Raw genomic sequence first — 16280 nt, 5'->3', positions numbered from 1 at the left:
AGTTCCTTTCATGAACTACCTCATTTCTCTGGCCATCGGCCTGGGCGTCGGCCTGCTCTACGGCGCGCTCGATTTCCGTTCTCCCGCCCCACCGGCCATCGCGCTGGTCGGTCTGCTCGGCATGTTGGCCGGTGAGCAGTTGTGGCCGCTGGGCCGGCAACTGGTCGCTGGCTGGGTGTCCTGAATTTCCCTTTTTCTTTTCGGTGGATGTGCCCATGAAAGCGTTGCAATTCGATCAGACCGGCGACCTGTCTTCCCTGCGCTTCGTCGACGTTCCGACCCCGGTGCCCGGCGCCGATGAAGTGCTGGTGCAGATCAAGGCTGCCGGCCTCAACCCCAGCGATGTGAAAAACGTCCTCGGGCGTTTTCCCTACACCACACTGCCACGGGTTCCGGGGCGGGATTTTGCCGGGGTGGTGGTCGAGGGGCCACAAGCACTGATCGGTCAGGAAGTCTGGGGTACCGGGCGCGAGTTGGGCTTCTTCGCCGACGGCGCCCATGCGCAATTCGTCAAACTGCCGGCCAGTGGCGTGGCGCACAAACCGGCGCATTTGAGTTTTGCTCAGGCGGCTAGCCTTGGCGTGCCGTACACCACGGCGTGGGATGCGCTGGAACGCAGCCTGGTCAGCGCCGACACGCGCTTGCTGGTGATCGGCGGCGGGGCAGTGGCAACTGCGGCTTTGGCCCTGGCAAAAGTGCGCGGCGCGCAATTGCTGGCGGCGGCGCGCCGGCCCGAGCAGGTCGCGGATCTGCAGAAGCAGGGCTATCAGACGATTCAACTGGATAAGCCTGAAGACCTCGGTGCGCAGGTCAATGCGGTGTATCGCGGCGGCGCCGATGTGATCTTCGACACCACCGGTTTCTGGCTGCCGGCCTCGGTCGCCGCACTGGCGACCTTCGGCCGCATCGCCATCATCGCCGCACCGGTCGACGGCCATGTGCAATTGCCGGCGCTGGCGCTGTATCGCAAGGGCGGCTCGGTGGTCGGGATCAATTCGTTGTTGTACGGCGTTGAGGCGTGCGCGGCGATGCTCGAGCAGTTCGGGCGCTTCTTCGATGAGGATCGCTTGCCGCTGCCGCAGGGCTTGGTGGAGGTGCCGCTGGCTGAAGGGCCGGCGCGCTATGCTGAGGTCAATCAAGGTGGTGGCGACAAGATCATCTTGCTGCCCTGATTCACGCAAATCCCTGTGGGAGCGAGCCTGCTCGCGATGACGGTAGATCAGTTAAACCGTCGGCGACTGACACACCGTTTTCGCGAGCAGGCTCGCTCCCACAGGGGAAAGGCATAGGATTCGGGATGATTTCCGTAGGATCCAGGGCGTTTCTCTGTGGGCCACGTCCTTTTCGCTCGCAGACCGGCAAAACAGGGAAACCTCTGACTTCACCCATTGCAGTGCACCGTTGCACAGTCCCGTCTTTCAATCAGACACAGGGACAGGTGGATGCGCATCGCTGGCAGGCCCGTTGTTTTCACTCTCGAGATAGAAGGCGTTTTCCACGATCTTCAAGTGTTCGGTTTTCGCACCCGGGAAGTGCTCAACCAGACCTATGAACTGGATCTCGAGCTGGTCAGCGAGCGGCCCGATGTGGATCTGGAAGGCTTGCTGCATCGGCCGGCCTTTCTCTGTTTCGGTGCCGACGGTAGCGGCATGCACGGGCTGGTCTATCGGGTCGGTCAGGGTGATTGCGGTGTTCGGCTGAGCCGTTACCAGATCACCCTGGCGCCACACCTTGCCTACCTCGCGCATCGGCGCAATCAGCGGATTTTCCAGAACCTGAGCGTGCCGCAGATCATCGCCAATGTGTTGAGCGATCACGGCATGCAGGCCGATGTCTGGTGTTTTCAGCTCAGCGCCGAGTACCCGGCGCGGGTGTATTGCGTGCAATACCAGGAATCCGATCTGCACTTCATCCAGAGGCTGTGCGAAGAGGAGGGCCTGCACTTTCACTTCCGTCACCGCCGTGAGGCGCACCTGTTGGTGTTCGGCGACGATCAAACGGCGTTCCTCAAACACGACGTGACGACGCGCTATTTGCAGGGCAACGGCCTGGTTGCCGATGCGCCGGTTATCGACCAGTTCACTGTGCGCCTGGAGCCACGCTCCAACCTCGTCGAGCGCCGCGATTATCACTTCGAAAAGCCTGCGGTGCAGTTGGACGCCAAGGTCAGTGCAGCGCGGTTTCCGCTGCTGGAAGATTATGAGTTTCCCGGGCAGTTCACCCATCGCGAGCGCGGCAAGCACCTCAGCCAGCGTGCGCTGGAGCGCCATGGTGCCGACTATCGTCTTGCTAACGGGCGCAGCAATCAGGCGCTGATGCGCGGCGGCAGTTTCATGACCATGGCGGATTACTCGCGCGCCGACTGCAACGATTTATGGTTGCTGACCGAGGTCGAGCACATCGGCAAACAGCCGCAAGTGCTCGAGGAAGCGTTCACCGAGCAGGCTGACGCAGATGGTTTCAGTCAGGGCTATCGCAACCATTTCGTCGCGACGCCGTGGGACGTGGTGTTTCGCCCGCAGCTCAAGCATGTCAAACCGCGCGTCAGTGGCAGTCAGTTGGCGGTGGTGACCGGCCCGCCCGGCGAAGAAATCTACAGCGATGCCTACGGCCGCGTGAAAGTGCAAATGCTCTGGGATCGCGACGGCCAGCGTGATGAACAGTCAAGTTGCTGGCTGCGCGTGGCCACTGCCTGGGCGCATGACCGCTACGGCAGCGTGCAGATTCCTCGCGTCGGTATGGAAGTGCTGGTGGGCTTCACCGATGGCGATCCGGACAAACCGTATGTGCTCGCCTGCCTGCCCAACGCCGAAACCCCGGTGCCACTGGACCTGCCGGCGCAACAGACGCGCAGTATCTGGCGCAGCCAGAGCAGTCCCGGTGGCGGTGGTTACAACGAACTGCGCATCGAGGACCGGCAAGGCGCGGAAGAAATCTCCATCAGGGCGCAGCGCGACTTGGTGCAGCACGTGCTCAACGACTTGCGTGTGCAGATCGACAACCTGCACAGCCAAGTGATTGGCGGCGTTTCCAGCCTTGAGTTGCGCGACGAAGAACATCACCTGACCCACGGCAACCGCCTGACTGAACTCAAGCAGGACGATCATCTGTGGGTGCAGGGCGAGCAGCATGTGCGGGTCGCCAGCCAGCGCGTCAGTGCCGCGCAGCAGCTGCATTTCGGCGCGGGCGAGCAGGTGGTTTTCAACAGCGGCCTGCAGATCACCCTGGCTGCTGGCGGGCATTGGCTGACGGTCGGCGCCGCCGGCATTTTCAGCAGTGTGCCGGTGGTGCAGGGCGGGGCGCCAACGGTGTGTCTGCCAGCGGAACCGTTGCTACCGGGGGCTGCGCCGTTGCTCAAGGCGACGTTCGATGCCGTGCAGCAACGGCATGCGCTGCTGACCACGCGGACCTCGCGTTGCCTGATTTGCGAGGCGGCCCAGGCATGAGCCTTTTGACGGATTGGCCTGAAGGTTTGCCGTGGGCTGAGCAGCAGGCGTTTGTGCTGCTCGACGGCGCGACGATCGCCGATTTACCGGCGCAACTGCGAAGGCTCGACCCCGCCGCCAACGCTTTTGCGCTCTACGACCAGCCACCGTTTTCGGCCCTGCGCGATGTCTCGCCGCTGCTGGTGGCGCTCGCGGACGCTGACGATCCGGTGGCGCGGTTTTATCGCCAGCATGCCCAACAGGAATGGGGCGTGCTGTTGTTCAGCGCCGCGCCGGCGCATGAAATCGTCGCGCATTTGCGCCAGTTGCTGATCGTCGAGTTGCCGGTCGGCTCGCCGGTGTTGTTGCGGCTGGCGGATGCCGCCGTGGCGCAGGCGCTGTTTGCCAGCGGCGATGCGAGTCTGTTCGGGCCGCTGGGGTGTGTGGTCACGGCGGATGGCGCGCGGCAAGTCTGGCACTGTCAGCGACCTCGCCAAGGGCAGGGTGGGGCGTTGGTGGCGCCGTATCGGCTGAGTGCCGAGCAGGATGTCGCGTTGGATCGGGTGGATCGGCGGCGGGTGTTGCTCGACATCGATACGCACCTGCTCAAGCACTTTCCTGACTTTCATGTCGGGGACACGGCAGTTGAACGCTGGCAATTGTTGGAACGCATCCACGCCCATGCCAGCGAGCTTGCCTTGAGCAGCCCGTCCGAGATTCTGCTGTACGCCAACGTGGTGGGATGGCTGGACGATGCAGCGTGCAGTCGGCACCCGCAGATCCATCAGCTGATGCACACACCTTCGCTGCAATCCCCCGGCGAGCGCGTTGCGATTGCCGCTGCAATGGCCTTTCGATGGGCCTCTGAGAGACATCAATCATGAATCACCCCGCCATCCTCGATGCGTTAGCCGCCTCGAAAGCGCCCATTGGTGCACCCGCCGCCTGCCCCTTGCGCAACACCCACGTGCAACTGCTGCCCCTCGCGTACGGCCTGGTGGAAAAACCCTTCGACCCCAGCACCGAACTCACGCTGCCGTACACCCTGACCACGCGCCCCATGGGCATCCGCCGCCTGCGCGATGGCTGGCTGTACATCGTCGACAGCCTCAGCGGTGAGCTCTACGAATACCGCGTGCTCGACGGCGTCACCAGCGCATTGCTGCATCGCGGCAAAAGCGTCAGCGAGGATCAGCGCAGCGCCATCGAAGAACGTCCGGCGTTGATCTTTTCGCGCAAAAGCACCCTTTACGTGACCTTCGCCGACGTGCAGTTGAGCGCGGCGAAGTGCCGACAGGTGCTGGACAGTGCGCAGGAACGCGAGCACTTCATGCAGGCGGTCGATCTCGGCCCGGTGCATTGTCTGATCGGCGGCGAGCATCTGCTTACCGTGGCTCAGGCGAAACAGTGGCTGGCGGAAGTGGCCTGCACAGCGAAACCGCTGGCCGAGGCGGACGCCACGCGTATGCCGACGGTGCAGGTCAGCGATGCGCCCGAGCACGAACGCGAACCTTATCTGTGGGAAAACCCACGACGTTTTCGCGAGGCGCATATCGGCGAATTTCTCGGTCGGGTGCGCGGGCCTTATCAGGACGACACGCTGTTTCTGCTGGTCAACGACGACCTTGGAGTAATGCGCGATCTGGCCGATTATCAGGACCTGGTAGTCGGCTGGATCGAGCAGTGGAGCAACACCGACAACAACGAGCGCGACTATCTGCTGGCCAGTTACATCGAGTCGCTGAGCCAGCTCGGCGCTCAGGATTTCGACACCCTGGCCAAGGCCAGCGACGATCCGCGCGCCCAGGCATTGTTTGCTGAACTGGAGCAATTGCCCGAGCCGGATCGGGAAAATACCCGGCAGGCGCTGCTCGACTATTTGAACAAGGGTGGTGAGGTCGAGCCAGTTGCAGTCGAAGCCACGCCTGAGTTGCAACAGCTTCGCGAAAAGGCATTGGACGAGTCACTGGCGCTGAACCGCTTCGACGGCGTTGCCCCGGATTTCACCGCGCACGCTCGCGTCACCGCCGAGGCGGACCGACGCTTTTACACCCGCGAATATTTTTCTGAAGTCGCCCCGGCCGACTTCGTCGAGCGCCACCTGAACACACTGGTCGACCTCGGCAAGGATCAGAGCCGACGCATGAAAGACGTGCTCGACGGCCCATTGCTCAGCGGCAAACGCGGCATCAACGACCTGATCGACCGCCCGGCCATGGACGAGGTGCTGAACAGTCATCGCGACAACCTCGGACGCTGGAATCGCCTGCTCGAACGCATCACCGCCGATCGCGCGCAACTGCTGTGCGCCGGGCGTTTCCATCGCTCGGCTTGGTATTTCGACGGGCAACTGCCGGCGCAGATCGATCAGGCGCTCGCCAGCGAATACGCCTGTCTCAAGGACATCGGCCGCAGCGACGCGGCCAATGAGCAAATGCTCGGATACCTCGAGCAACACCCGCAACTGACCCGCCCGCTGTTCTACACCTTGCCGCTGCGCTTGCAGACCGAACAGGCCGGGCAATATTCAACGCTGTTCAACGCCGGCATGGCGATGTTCAACAACCTGCCGGACTGGCTGGCCAAGTTGCAGAGCATCGAGCATCCGCAGTTGCCGGCCCTCGACGATCTGCCGGCACACAGCCGCGTCCTCGCCGATGCGGTGCAGGACACCTACAGCCCAGCGCTGAACCTCGGCCTGAGCCGGGCGCTGGAAGGCTTCGATCTTGCCGGCGAGAAAATCCCCGACCTCGACGAACTGTTCCAGCGCCTGCCCAAAGCCCTGCGCCTGCGCGTCTTCGACGCCGCACGAACCAGCGGCGTGACCTTCACTGTGTCCACTCCGGCGGAACAAGCGGCGCTGCAAGCCACGATCAAGGAAGTGCTGCGCGAGCGCGACTACCTGAAAACTCTCAACCGCGAACGCAACCAGCTCACCCACAACAAAAACCGCCAGGGCCACAAAACTGCCCGGGCGGTGGAATTGCAGGGGGAAATCGTTCGCGTGCGCACGCAACTGGCCTTGTTCGAAGGCCGCCTTGCGGCAGCGCTAAGCCCGATTGACGAACTGCCGGATCGCTCGGCACGGCTGTATGGCGCCACCCCGGCGAAAGCGGGCGTGACGGTGGTGTTTCCGCCGGCGCAGCACGGGGAATTGCGAGGGTTGCTGGAGAATATTCGCGCGGGGGTGGCGGGGGTTTCGAAGGCGAGTCTGGTGCGGACGGAGGGGATGGGGTTGGTGGTGGTGTTAGTGCAGGTGGTGAATTTGGCAGCAGTTTTCCATGAGTTGCGTAGGCAAACAGCGAATAAAAGGGTGTGGGGGCCTTTCGCCAATGCGCTCGCTGCTACGGGGGCTGCTGGATTCACTGCAGGGCAAAGCCTCGCCAATACTGCGTTGCAGGCTCGCAGCGACGCGCTGATTGCCAGGGTTCAGCACGAGGCATTGCAAAGCGTACACATACAAATGGGCAAGTTGCACATCGGACTGGGCTTTCTTACCTACGGTCTGGGGTTGGTAACCTCAGCAGTCAATCTCGCAAAACAACTCGAAAATTGGCAACAGTCAATTCGCAGTGGTAATCCGTCGGCACAGAGGGCCGCCGCGCTCGCAGTTTTAGGCGCAAATGGAATGACGTCGGCTAATGCCTATGGTCTGGGACAAACTTTGTCTGCAAGCTACAAGGTACTCACTGCATCAAACAACGCTGCGAGAACAGCTGCATGGGCCGCCGCCGGAACCCGTCTCTCTACAGTCTTTTTCCGGTTTAATCTTGCCGGCGCGTTGTTCACCTTGCTTGAGTTGAGCGGGGCCTGGCTGTTCAACCGCTACAACATCAGTGCTCATGACAAATGGTTACGGATCACACCATGGGGTAGAGATGCCGAGATGCGTGGCGATCATACACTTCACGACTATCAAAGTTATTTAGCCTTTCTGATCAACGCTCCCTATGTTCAGATCGGTTCGAATCAGGACGTGTCATGGTTGAGAAAACTGTTGCTCACACCCAAACCCGGCGATATCCATCTAGTCATACCCAGCCTGACACTAAGTGAATTGCTGCCACCCTTTGGCGGGAAATCCAAGCATCGTTTAGGTATAGGAGCGCATCGTATTTCCGTTCCGCTGCATAGCCGAGGAGTGCCACGGGAAGAGCGAGAAGTTATCAGCGACGAGATTTTAGCCAGTCTAAGTATCGCTAAGTCTGATCCCGATGGATTAGTGCTGTGTCTTAAGTATCCAGTCAATCTCGATTCTGAATACACGCCCGCGAAAGAAACCCTTGAGTTGGCAGTTTGCATTGAGTCAACGAATGAAAAAGGTGAGGGGATATCGCGAACTCGTGTCATTCACCTTGATCCACGGGGAAAGGGCCACTTTCCGGTGGTAGGAGCCAAGCAAATAAAAACGAAACCACCAATACTGCTGGTCGAAGTCCAGTTTCTTGAGCGGGTTGACCATGCAGATTAAACCCCACAAGCCGATTAACACGACGATCTGTGAGCAAGCCAGAAAAGCTGGAAGCATCGAACCATTTTCGAGTGGAAAAATCACTTATCTCGCACCACTTCCATTACCAACTTCCATCCCCCCCTATGGGCCTCATATAGGCGAACTCAGTCAGGTCTACATGGATCTTGGCACAGGCTCTCCACAGATATTTTCTTGGCAGATGACCTTGGGCGGTCCTTTCAGTCTTGCTTTCTGGTTCGTCTGTCTGACACCTGTGGCAGGAGGCATTCTTGGGCTGGCATCCGGAGACGGGTGGGAAAGTTGGACCTACGTACAAGAGATTTTTCGAGAGTCCAAAATACTTGGCTTAGAGGTTTTATTTCTCACTCTAACAATCAGTCTAGGCGTCTGGCACCACCACCACAAAAAACGCCTCTACCTCATCCCAACCCGCTTCAACCGCCAACGCCGCGAAGTCTGCTTCATGCCCGAAGGGGCGTCCGAACCAGTCTTCGTTCCATGGGAATCGCTCAGCGCGTGGATCATCGAAGCCAAGGGCGTCACCCAGTTCGGCGTCCATCGCCAATACGGCATGGGCATCGGTTTTCATCACGGCGAAACCCTCACCAGCCTCGAATTCCAATGCGCCGGCCTGCAGCTCGCGATCAGCCATTGGGAGGCGATTCGCGGTTACATGGAGTACGAAGTCAACGACCTCAAATCGATTCAGGACCTGCAAGACCTGCAAGGCCCGGGCGACCCGCCCCACGAAGGCCTGCATACATTCCACAATGCCCGCGCGCGGATGCACCAGCAGATCCGTGAAGGCCGCCGCTCGCGGTTGTCGGGATTTTTTTGGTACCTGTATCACGTCATGACTTTATGGACGGTTCCCAACCGTTTGGTCGAATGGGAAGTGCGCCGTCTGGAAAGAATCGGCAAGCAGGCGTTGCCGGAAGTCATGCGTGCCTGGTCCGAGCCGCTGCCGAAAGAGCAATGGGCCAAGCCCAGTGAAGAGTTGCTGCGGCTGAGCGAACAAGTGCGGCGGATGCACAAGCGCCAGCCGCATCGGCCGATTACGCAGATTTTCGCTGAGGTTTGCAGGCGGGCTGTGGACTGATGCAGAGCAGTTTTGTGACCAGAGGGAGGGAGGTTTTTTGCCTGTTTGAGCGCCTTCGCGAGCAGGCTCGCTCCCACAGGGGACCGCGCTGGATGCGGATGTTTCGGTTGATCTTGGCCGAGGTAGGAGACCCTCGGGGTGGCGGCCATTTCTCAGTTGTTGCTACCGGGTCGGTCAAGGAAAACCCGATGGTTATGCTGGTTGAAACCCAATACCTCGAATGGGCTGACCATGCTGAATAATCGCAGTAATCCTCCTTCCAGTTCGGAATATGAGGGGGTTAAAAAAGCGGGCGATATTGAGCCGTTCCCAAGCGGGAAGATTACCTATCTCGCACCGTTGCCATTACCTACATCAATGCCGCCTTACGGACCTCATATTGGAGCGTTCAATGACGGATACATGGACTTTGGTCTCGGCTCACTGGAGGTATTCCCATGGCAGCTAATTCTCGGCGCGACGACCGCAGGAACTTTTATGGTTCTCGTTTTAATTCCTTTATTTACGGGCTTGCTAGGGATTCTTTTTGGCTATGGAAACGAGGCGATTTGGGAATCAATGGTTGGTGTATTCGAAGTGGCGTTGGAAAATGAATTAATTTGCGGTCCCTTGATCTTGCTCATCGGTATTGGCGTCTGGCACCACCACCACAAAAAACGCCTCTCCCTAATTCCAACCCGCTTCAACCGCCAACGCCGCGAAGTCTGCTTCATGCCCGAAGGCGCCACCGAGCCGGTCTTTGTCCCGTGGGAGTCGCTCAGCGCCTGGATCATCGAAGCCAAGGGTGCCACCCAGTTCGGCATCCATCGCCAATACGGCATGGGCATCGGTTTCTACCAAGGTGAAACCCTCATAAGCCAGGAATTCCAATGCGCCGGCCTAGAGCTCGCGATCAGCCATTGGGAAGCAATTCGCGGTTACATGGAGTACGAAGTCAACGACCTCAAGTCAATTCAGGATTTGCAGGATCTGCAAGGCCCGGACGACCCACCCCACGAAGGCCTGCACACTTTTCGTAACGCCCGCGCGCGGATGCATCAGCAGATCCGTGAAGGCCGCCGCTCGCGGCTGTCGGGGTTCTTTTGGTACCTGTATCACGTCATGACTTTATGGACGATTCCAAACCGTTTGGTCGAATGGGAAGTGCGCCGACTCGAAAGAATCGGCAAGCAGGCGCTGCCGGAAGTCATGCGTGCCTGGTCCGAGCCGCTGCCGAAGGAGCAATGGGCCAAGCCCAGTGAAGAGTTGTTGCGGCTGAGCGAACAAGTGCGGCGGATGCACAAGCGCCAGCCGCATCGGCCGATTACGCAGATTTTTGCTGAGGTTTGCAGGCGGGGCTGACTGGGCGGTGCAGGCAGGTTCGATTGCCTTCGCGAGCGGGCTCGCTCCCACAGGAGACCACCGTACAAATGTGGGAGCGAGCCTGCTCGCGAAGGGGCCGCTCGGTCAGCACAAAAATCTGCGCTCTCGCGCTCTGCTAGAATCCGCCCCATTCATTGCCAGAGACTCTCCCATGAGCGAGCCGATTCGTCTGACCCAATACAGCCATGGCGCCGGTTGTGGCTGCAAGATTTCCCCACAGGTGCTGGAAGTGATCCTCGCCGGCAGCGGCGCACAGAACCTTGATCCAAAACTCTGGGTCGGCAACGCATCGCGCGATGACGCGGCGGTGTATGCGATCGATGCCGAGCGCGGTGTGGTGTCGACCACCGATTTCTTCATGCCGATTGTCGATGACCCGTTCGACTTCGGCCGCATCGCCGCGACCAATGCGATCAGCGATATCTATGCGATGGGCGGCGATCCGTTGATGGCGATCGCGATCCTCGGTTGGCCGGTGAATGTGCTGGCGCCGGAGGTGGCGCGGGAAGTGATTCGTGGCGGTCGCTCGGTGTGCGACGCGGCGGGCATTCCGTTGGCGGGGGGGCATTCGATCGATGCGCCGGAGCCGATCTTCGGCCTCGCCGTCACCGGCCTCGTGGAAAAGCGCCACATGAAACGCAACGACACCGCTACCGCCGGTTGCCTGTTGTACCTGACCAAACCGTTGGGCATCGGCATCCTCACCACCGCCGAAAAGAAGGGCAAGTTGCGCGCCGCCGACGTCGGTGTCGCCCGCGACTGGATGTGCACCCTGAACAAGCCTGGCAGCCGCTTCGGCAAACTCGCCGGCGTTACGGCGATGACCGACGTCACCGGTTTCGGCCTGCTCGGGCACTTGGTGGAAATGGCCGACGGCAGCCAGTTGACCGCGCGCATCGCCTACGACCGCGTGCCGCGTCTGGACAGCGTCGAGTACTACCTCGATCAGGGCTGCGTGCCGGGCGGTACGCTGCGCAACTACGACAGCTATTCGAGCAAGGTTGGCCGCGTGCAGGAACTGCACAAACGCGTGCTGTGCGATCCGCAGACCAGCGGCGGTCTGCTGATTGCGGTCACGCCTGAAGGCAATGACGAGTTCCTCGGCGTTGCCGCCGAACTGGGCCTGAACCTTGCGCCGATCGGCGAACTGGTTGAGCGACAGACGAACGCGGTCGAGGTGATTTGATGCTCCGCGACTGCACCGACTACCGCGACATTTTCCTCAACGACCGGCCAATGATGGATGTCCGCGCGCCGGTCGAGTTTCACAAAGGCGCGTTCCCCGGCGTGGTCAATCTGCCGCTGATGAATGATCTGGAGCGGCAGAAGATCGGCACCTGCTACAAGCAGCATGGCCAGCAGGCGGCAATCGAGCTGGGCCACCAACTGGTGTCCGGCGCAGTCAAGGCCGAGCGCATCCAGGCCTGGGCCGAGTTCGCCCGGGCTCATCCCGATGGTTATCTGTATTGTTTTCGCGGTGGCTTGCGCTCGCAGATCACCCAGCAATGGTTGCGCGACGAGGCCGGCATCGACTATCCGCGCGTCGGCGGCGGCTACAAGGCGATGCGCAGCTTTTTGATCGACACCCTTGAGCAGGCCGTCGCGCAGTGTGATTTCGTTTTGCTCGGCGGCATGACCGGCACCGGCAAGACCGAAGTGCTGGTGCAGTTGCGCAACGGTGTGGATCTGGAAGGCCACGCCAACCATCGCGGCTCCAGTTTCGGCAAACGCGCCACCGGGCAGCCGTCGAACATCGATTTCGAGAATCGCCTGGCCATCGACTTTCTGAAGAAACGCGATGCTGGGATCGAGCAGTTTGTGCTCGAAGACGAGAGCCGTGTGGTCGGCAGTTGCGCCTTGCCGTTGACGTTGTATCAGGGCATGCAGCAGTACCCGATGGTCTGGCTGGAAGATCGTTTCGAGGATCGTGTCGAGCGGATCCTGCGTGATTACGTCATCGATCTGTCGGCGGAATTTGCCTCGCTGCACGGCGAAAACGGTTTTGCGCTGTTTTCCGAACGTCTGCTGGAGAGCCTCAACAACGTACAGAAACGCCTCGGCGGTGAGCGCCATTCGCGGATGCTGGCATTGATGGAACAGGCGCTGGCCGAGCAGGGCCGCAGCGGCGCGGTGGACCTGCATCGCGGCTGGATCGAGGGTTTGCTGCGTGAGTACTACGACCCGATGTATGTATTCCAGCGCGAGAAGAAGGGCGGGCGGATCGAGTTTGCCGGGGAGCGTCAGGCGGTGATCGAGTATTTGCGCGCGAGGGTGAGTCAGAAGGCTTGAGGTGCAAGCAACTGGCCTCTTCGCGAGCAGGCTCGCTCCCACAGTTGAAATGCGTTCCCCTGTGGGAGCGAGCCTGCTCGCGAAGACGCAAGATCGGGCGATACAAAACTCAGGTCGGGCAAGTGTCCTTGCCGTTATCCAGCCCCTGTTTGTAGACATGGCTCTGCAAACTGGCCTTGCCGTTGTGCCACTTCAGGGTCAGCACATACAGCGAATCGAAGTCATCGCCGGCCCAGTCATCGGTGATCTTCTGTCGCTCGCCCACTGCGTTGCCGGCGACCTTGTTGATCAGATCCGGCAGATAACCGTGGGACCAGGCGGTGTAGATCGTCGAGTTGTGGTACTTCTCGTCCAGCAGCTCGCGGGCCAGATCGCTGGTGTCGTTGGCAGAGAATTCGATGTTCACCGGCAGGCCGAGCTTGATCGCGGCCGGGCTGATGGTCATCAGCGGACGAATGTAGCTGTAGGAATTATCCAGCTCGCCTTCCTCGACATTGCGCGTGGGGTTGGCGGCGAATACGTAATCGGCCTTGCCGAATTTTTCCGGCAGCAGCGTCGACAGGTCGATGGCGCGGTTCAGGCCCTGGCAGTTGAGCTGGCCGAGGCCGCCTTCGGGCTTTTCCGCGTGGCGCAGGAACACCAGCGTCTGTGTGCCGTCCGCCGGTTGGGCGCGGCTTTCGCTGGATTCGAGGGACAGAAAAAGCGCGCTGACTGCCAGCAGGGAGGGCAGGGCCACGTACGCGCGATGTTTGAAACGTTTGGCGAAACTCATCAGGTTCGTCATCAATTCGAGGGTTCTTCAGCAAAATCGGTTAAGGCTGACAAACCTTTGCACCGCGGGCTCCCAGCACCGGGTGTTTCCCTGTCATAAACAGCTTCCTCTGCGAGAAAGGCATAACTCAGAGTCCTGTAATGCCCGTTTGGTTCGATCCGGGCCAGTGCGCAGCACTCTAACGGCAACCTTTGCGGGCATGCAGGCAGGTTAGCGACAGGATGTTACGGTTCGTGTAGGCGCAGCGGCAGGCCTACTTTATGATCGGTTTTCAATTTGTGACTGGATGCTTCCAATGACCGATCTGTCTGCATTCCCGATTACTCAGAAATGGCCGGCGCAGTACCCGGACTGGATTCAGCTCTACTCCCTGCCGACCCCCAACGGCGTCAAAGTGTCGATCATGCTCGAAGAGATCGGCCTGCCGTACGAGCCGCACCGCGTCGGTTTCGACACCAACGACCAGACCTCGGCGGAATTTCTCTCGCTGAACCCGAACAACAAGATCCCGGCGATCCTCGACCCGCATGGCCCTGAAGATAAACCCCTGCCGTTGTTCGAATCCGGCGCGATCCTGATTTATCTGGCCGACAAGAGCGGCCAGCTGCTCGCTCAGGAAGGCGCGCTGCGCTATGAGACCCTTCAATGGCTGATGTGGCAGATGGGCGGCATTGGCCCGATGTTCGGCCAGCTCGGTTTCTTCAACAAATTCGCCGGCAAGGATTACGAGGACAAGCGTCCACGCGATCGCTATGTCGAGGAGAGCAAACGCCTGCTGAATGTGCTCAACACTCGCCTCGAAGGTCGTGACTGGATCATGGGCGAGCGCTACACCATCGCCGACATCGCCACGTTCCCGTGGGTGCGCAATCTGCTCGGATTTTACGAGGCGGGGGATCTGGTCGGGATTGAGAATTTCCCCAACGTCACCCGAGTGCTGGAGCGGTTTCTAGCTCGCCCGGCAGTCATCCGCGGCCTGACCATCCCATCCTGACTTTCAGTTGTACACATGCCCCCTGTGGGAGCTGGCTTGCCAGCGATGAAGCCAGCACAGTCAACCTCATTGGTGACTGACCTGCCGCCATCGCTGGCAAGCCAGCTCCCACAGGAATTTGAAATGTACATGCAGGATTATTACAAGCCCGGTAACGCTCTCTTGATTGATCCAGGTTTGTCCCGCACCCGCCGCAAGGCATAAGCTTCGCCCCCTACGACTTTCGTCTCATCCGCTGTTTTCAGGAAAGGCCCCATGTCCAGTCAGTTCCCCGAAGCACGTCCCCGCCGTCTGCGCCGCAATGCGAGCCTGCGCAGTCTGTTCCAGGAAACCGAGTTCAGCCTGAACGATCTGGTCCTGCCAATCTTCGTCGAGGAAGACATCGACGACTTCGTGCCGATCACCAGCATGCCCGGCGTGCAGCGCATCCCCGAGCGTAAACTGGCCAGCGAAATCGAGCGCTATGCCCGTGCCGGCATCAAGTCGGTGATGACCTTTGGCGTGTCCCATCATCTCGATGCCAACGGCAGCGACACCTGGCGCGAAGACGGCCTGGTCTCGCGCATGTCGCGCATTGCCAAGGACGCCGTGCCGGAAATGATCGTGATGTCCGACACCTGTTTTTGCGAGTACACCGATCACGGCCATTGCGGCGTGATGCACAACCACGAGGTCGACAATGACCAGACCCTGATCAACCTCGGCAAGCAAGCCGTAGCGGCCGCCCGCGCCGGTGCTGACGTGATTGCGCCCTCGGCGGCGATGGACGGCCAGGTGCGCGCGATTCGCCAGGCGCTCGACGCTGCCGGCTTCACGCAGATTCCGATCATGGCCTACTCGACCAAATTCGCTTCGGCACTCTACGGCCCGTTCCGCGAGGCTGGCGGCAGCGCGCTCAAGGGCGATCGCAAAAGCTATCAGATGAACCCGATGAACCGCCGCGAAGCCCTGCGCGAATCGCTGCTCGATGAACAGGAAGGCGCCGATGCGCTGATGGTCAAACCGGCCGGTGCTTACCTCGACATCATCCGCGACATCCGCCAGGCCTCGAACCTGCCACTGGCGGCGTATCAGGTCAGCGGCGAGTACGCGATGATCAAGTTCGGCGCCCAGGCTGGGGCGATCGATGAGGATCGCGTGGTCCGCGAAAGCCTTGGCGCAATCAAGCGTGCGGGGGCGGATCTGATCTTCACTTACTTTGCGATGGATCTGGCGTTGGCGGGGATCTGAGAAAGGAATCGCAACTTGCAGCATTGCCTGTATGGAATGGTTGCTCCTTGTAGGCAGAGGCGTCAGGTTGCGATCGTCTCCATGATTCGATTTTTATCAGAAAAGAGCTTTGCTGAGTTTGACACCTAGCGACGCAGTGACATACAGCGTTGAAGCACCAGTTTTGTGTTCGACTGGATCGAAATCAGCTTTGATTACTCCACTGAAACGAGTTTTATTTTCAGAAATCGTTAGATGCAAGATTGATTGATTGGGCGATGCGTACGTCCAACCTGCATGATTTGCAAAGTAGAATGCGGCGTACTGGTAGTAGGTCGAAGGTATTTCATATGTTCCATCTTCCAGATCGCTGAAAATTTGAAATATAAAAGACCTGTCGTTGGCCTCCGTTCTCCCTCGGAACTCATATTTTACCCGCTGGGTTGAACGCAACTCGATCAAAGCAGCATTTAAAGGTTGGTGGTCGGCGACTTCGAACAGTGCGTTTAATGTTCCAGTGACCTCTATGTCTTGCACTTGGTCTGCGGTGGACAGTTCCATCTTGATTGCTCCTTGAAAACGGTGAGCAATGATTAGAGGTGGCGCTGCGCAATGCGTCCACTGTCAGAGTTGACAGGTGTTCAGGTCTTTCCGAC

Annotated in this window: 13 protein-coding genes; 11 read left to right on the top strand and 2 right to left on the bottom strand. The window is 59.8% G+C overall.

Features of this window, described 5'->3' with window-relative positions; all coding sequences use genetic code 11:
- Window positions 1–10 precede the first annotated feature (10 nt).
- From NF676_RS17650 to mnmH, 9 genes are all read left to right on the top strand, one after another.
- On the top strand, window positions 11–184 hold the full coding sequence (locus NF676_RS17650) for a DUF1427 family protein (RefSeq protein WP_081932387.1): 174 nt from the start codon (window positions 11–13) through the stop codon (window positions 182–184).
- A 31-nt stretch (window positions 185–215) separates the two neighbouring features.
- Window positions 216–1172, top strand: coding sequence for a quinone oxidoreductase family protein (locus NF676_RS17645; RefSeq protein WP_252886476.1), 957 nt, complete (start codon window positions 216–218; stop codon window positions 1170–1172).
- A 270-nt stretch (window positions 1173–1442) separates the two neighbouring features.
- Window positions 1443–3446 carry a type VI secretion system tip protein TssI/VgrG gene (gene tssI, locus NF676_RS17640; RefSeq protein ID WP_252886475.1) on the top strand — a complete coding sequence of 668 codons (2004 nt, stop codon included), beginning with the start codon at window positions 1443–1445 and terminating at the stop codon, window positions 3444–3446.
- A complete protein-coding gene (locus tag NF676_RS17635; RefSeq protein ID WP_252886474.1) occupies window positions 3443–4309 on the top strand; it encodes a DUF4123 domain-containing protein in 867 nt (288 codons plus the stop codon). Before tssI ends, NF676_RS17635 begins: the two co-directional genes overlap by 4 nt.
- Window positions 4306–7896: a toxin VasX gene (locus tag NF676_RS17625; protein WP_353956297.1), complete on the top strand. Its 3591-nt coding sequence runs from the start codon at window positions 4306–4308 to the stop codon at window positions 7894–7896. The genes NF676_RS17635 and NF676_RS17625 overlap by 4 nt, the downstream gene beginning before the upstream one ends.
- Window positions 7886–8998 (top strand): hypothetical protein, encoded by a 1113-nt coding sequence (locus tag NF676_RS17620; protein WP_252876616.1) that lies wholly within the window; start codon window positions 7886–7888, stop codon window positions 8996–8998. Before NF676_RS17625 ends, NF676_RS17620 begins: the two co-directional genes overlap by 11 nt.
- 231 nt (window positions 8999–9229) lie before the next feature.
- Window positions 9230–10339, top strand: coding sequence for a hypothetical protein (locus NF676_RS17615; RefSeq protein ID WP_095182142.1), 1110 nt, complete (start codon window positions 9230–9232; stop codon window positions 10337–10339).
- A gap of 172 nt (window positions 10340–10511) precedes the next feature.
- A complete protein-coding gene (gene selD / locus NF676_RS17610) occupies window positions 10512–11546 on the top strand; it encodes a selenide, water dikinase SelD (RefSeq protein WP_056788639.1) in 1035 nt (344 codons plus the stop codon).
- On the top strand, window positions 11546–12649 hold the full coding sequence (gene mnmH, locus NF676_RS17605) for a tRNA 2-selenouridine(34) synthase MnmH (RefSeq protein ID WP_073471374.1): 1104 nt from the start codon (window positions 11546–11548) through the stop codon (window positions 12647–12649). The genes selD and mnmH overlap by 1 nt, the downstream gene beginning before the upstream one ends.
- A 109-nt stretch (window positions 12650–12758) precedes the next feature.
- Here the strand turns inward: mnmH and NF676_RS17600 are convergent, their stop codons facing one another.
- Window positions 12759–13433, bottom strand: coding sequence for a hypothetical protein (locus NF676_RS17600; RefSeq protein ID WP_024013504.1), 675 nt, complete (start codon window positions 13431–13433; stop codon window positions 12759–12761).
- 283 nt (window positions 13434–13716) lie between these two features.
- Here NF676_RS17600 and NF676_RS17595 point away from each other — a divergent pair, with 283 nt between their 5' ends.
- Complete coding sequence (locus NF676_RS17595; protein WP_056788645.1) at window positions 13717–14415, top strand: glutathione binding-like protein; 699 nt, start codon at window positions 13717–13719, stop codon at window positions 14413–14415.
- A 255-nt stretch (window positions 14416–14670) separates the two neighbouring features.
- Window positions 14671–15645: a porphobilinogen synthase gene (gene hemB, locus NF676_RS17590; protein ID WP_016775388.1), complete on the top strand. Its 975-nt coding sequence runs from the start codon at window positions 14671–14673 to the stop codon at window positions 15643–15645.
- Window positions 15646–15741: 96 nt separating this feature from the next.
- Here the strand turns inward: hemB and NF676_RS17585 are convergent, their stop codons facing one another.
- A complete protein-coding gene (locus tag NF676_RS17585) occupies window positions 15742–16185 on the bottom strand; it encodes a hypothetical protein (protein ID WP_150634883.1) in 444 nt (147 codons plus the stop codon).
- Window positions 16186–16280 lie beyond the last annotated feature (95 nt).

This window comes from Pseudomonas siliginis (assembly GCF_024072275.1).
GTDB classification, from domain to species: domain Bacteria; phylum Pseudomonadota; class Gammaproteobacteria; order Pseudomonadales; family Pseudomonadaceae; genus Aquipseudomonas; species Aquipseudomonas siliginis.
This window is presented reverse-complemented; position numbering and strand designations above follow the sequence as displayed.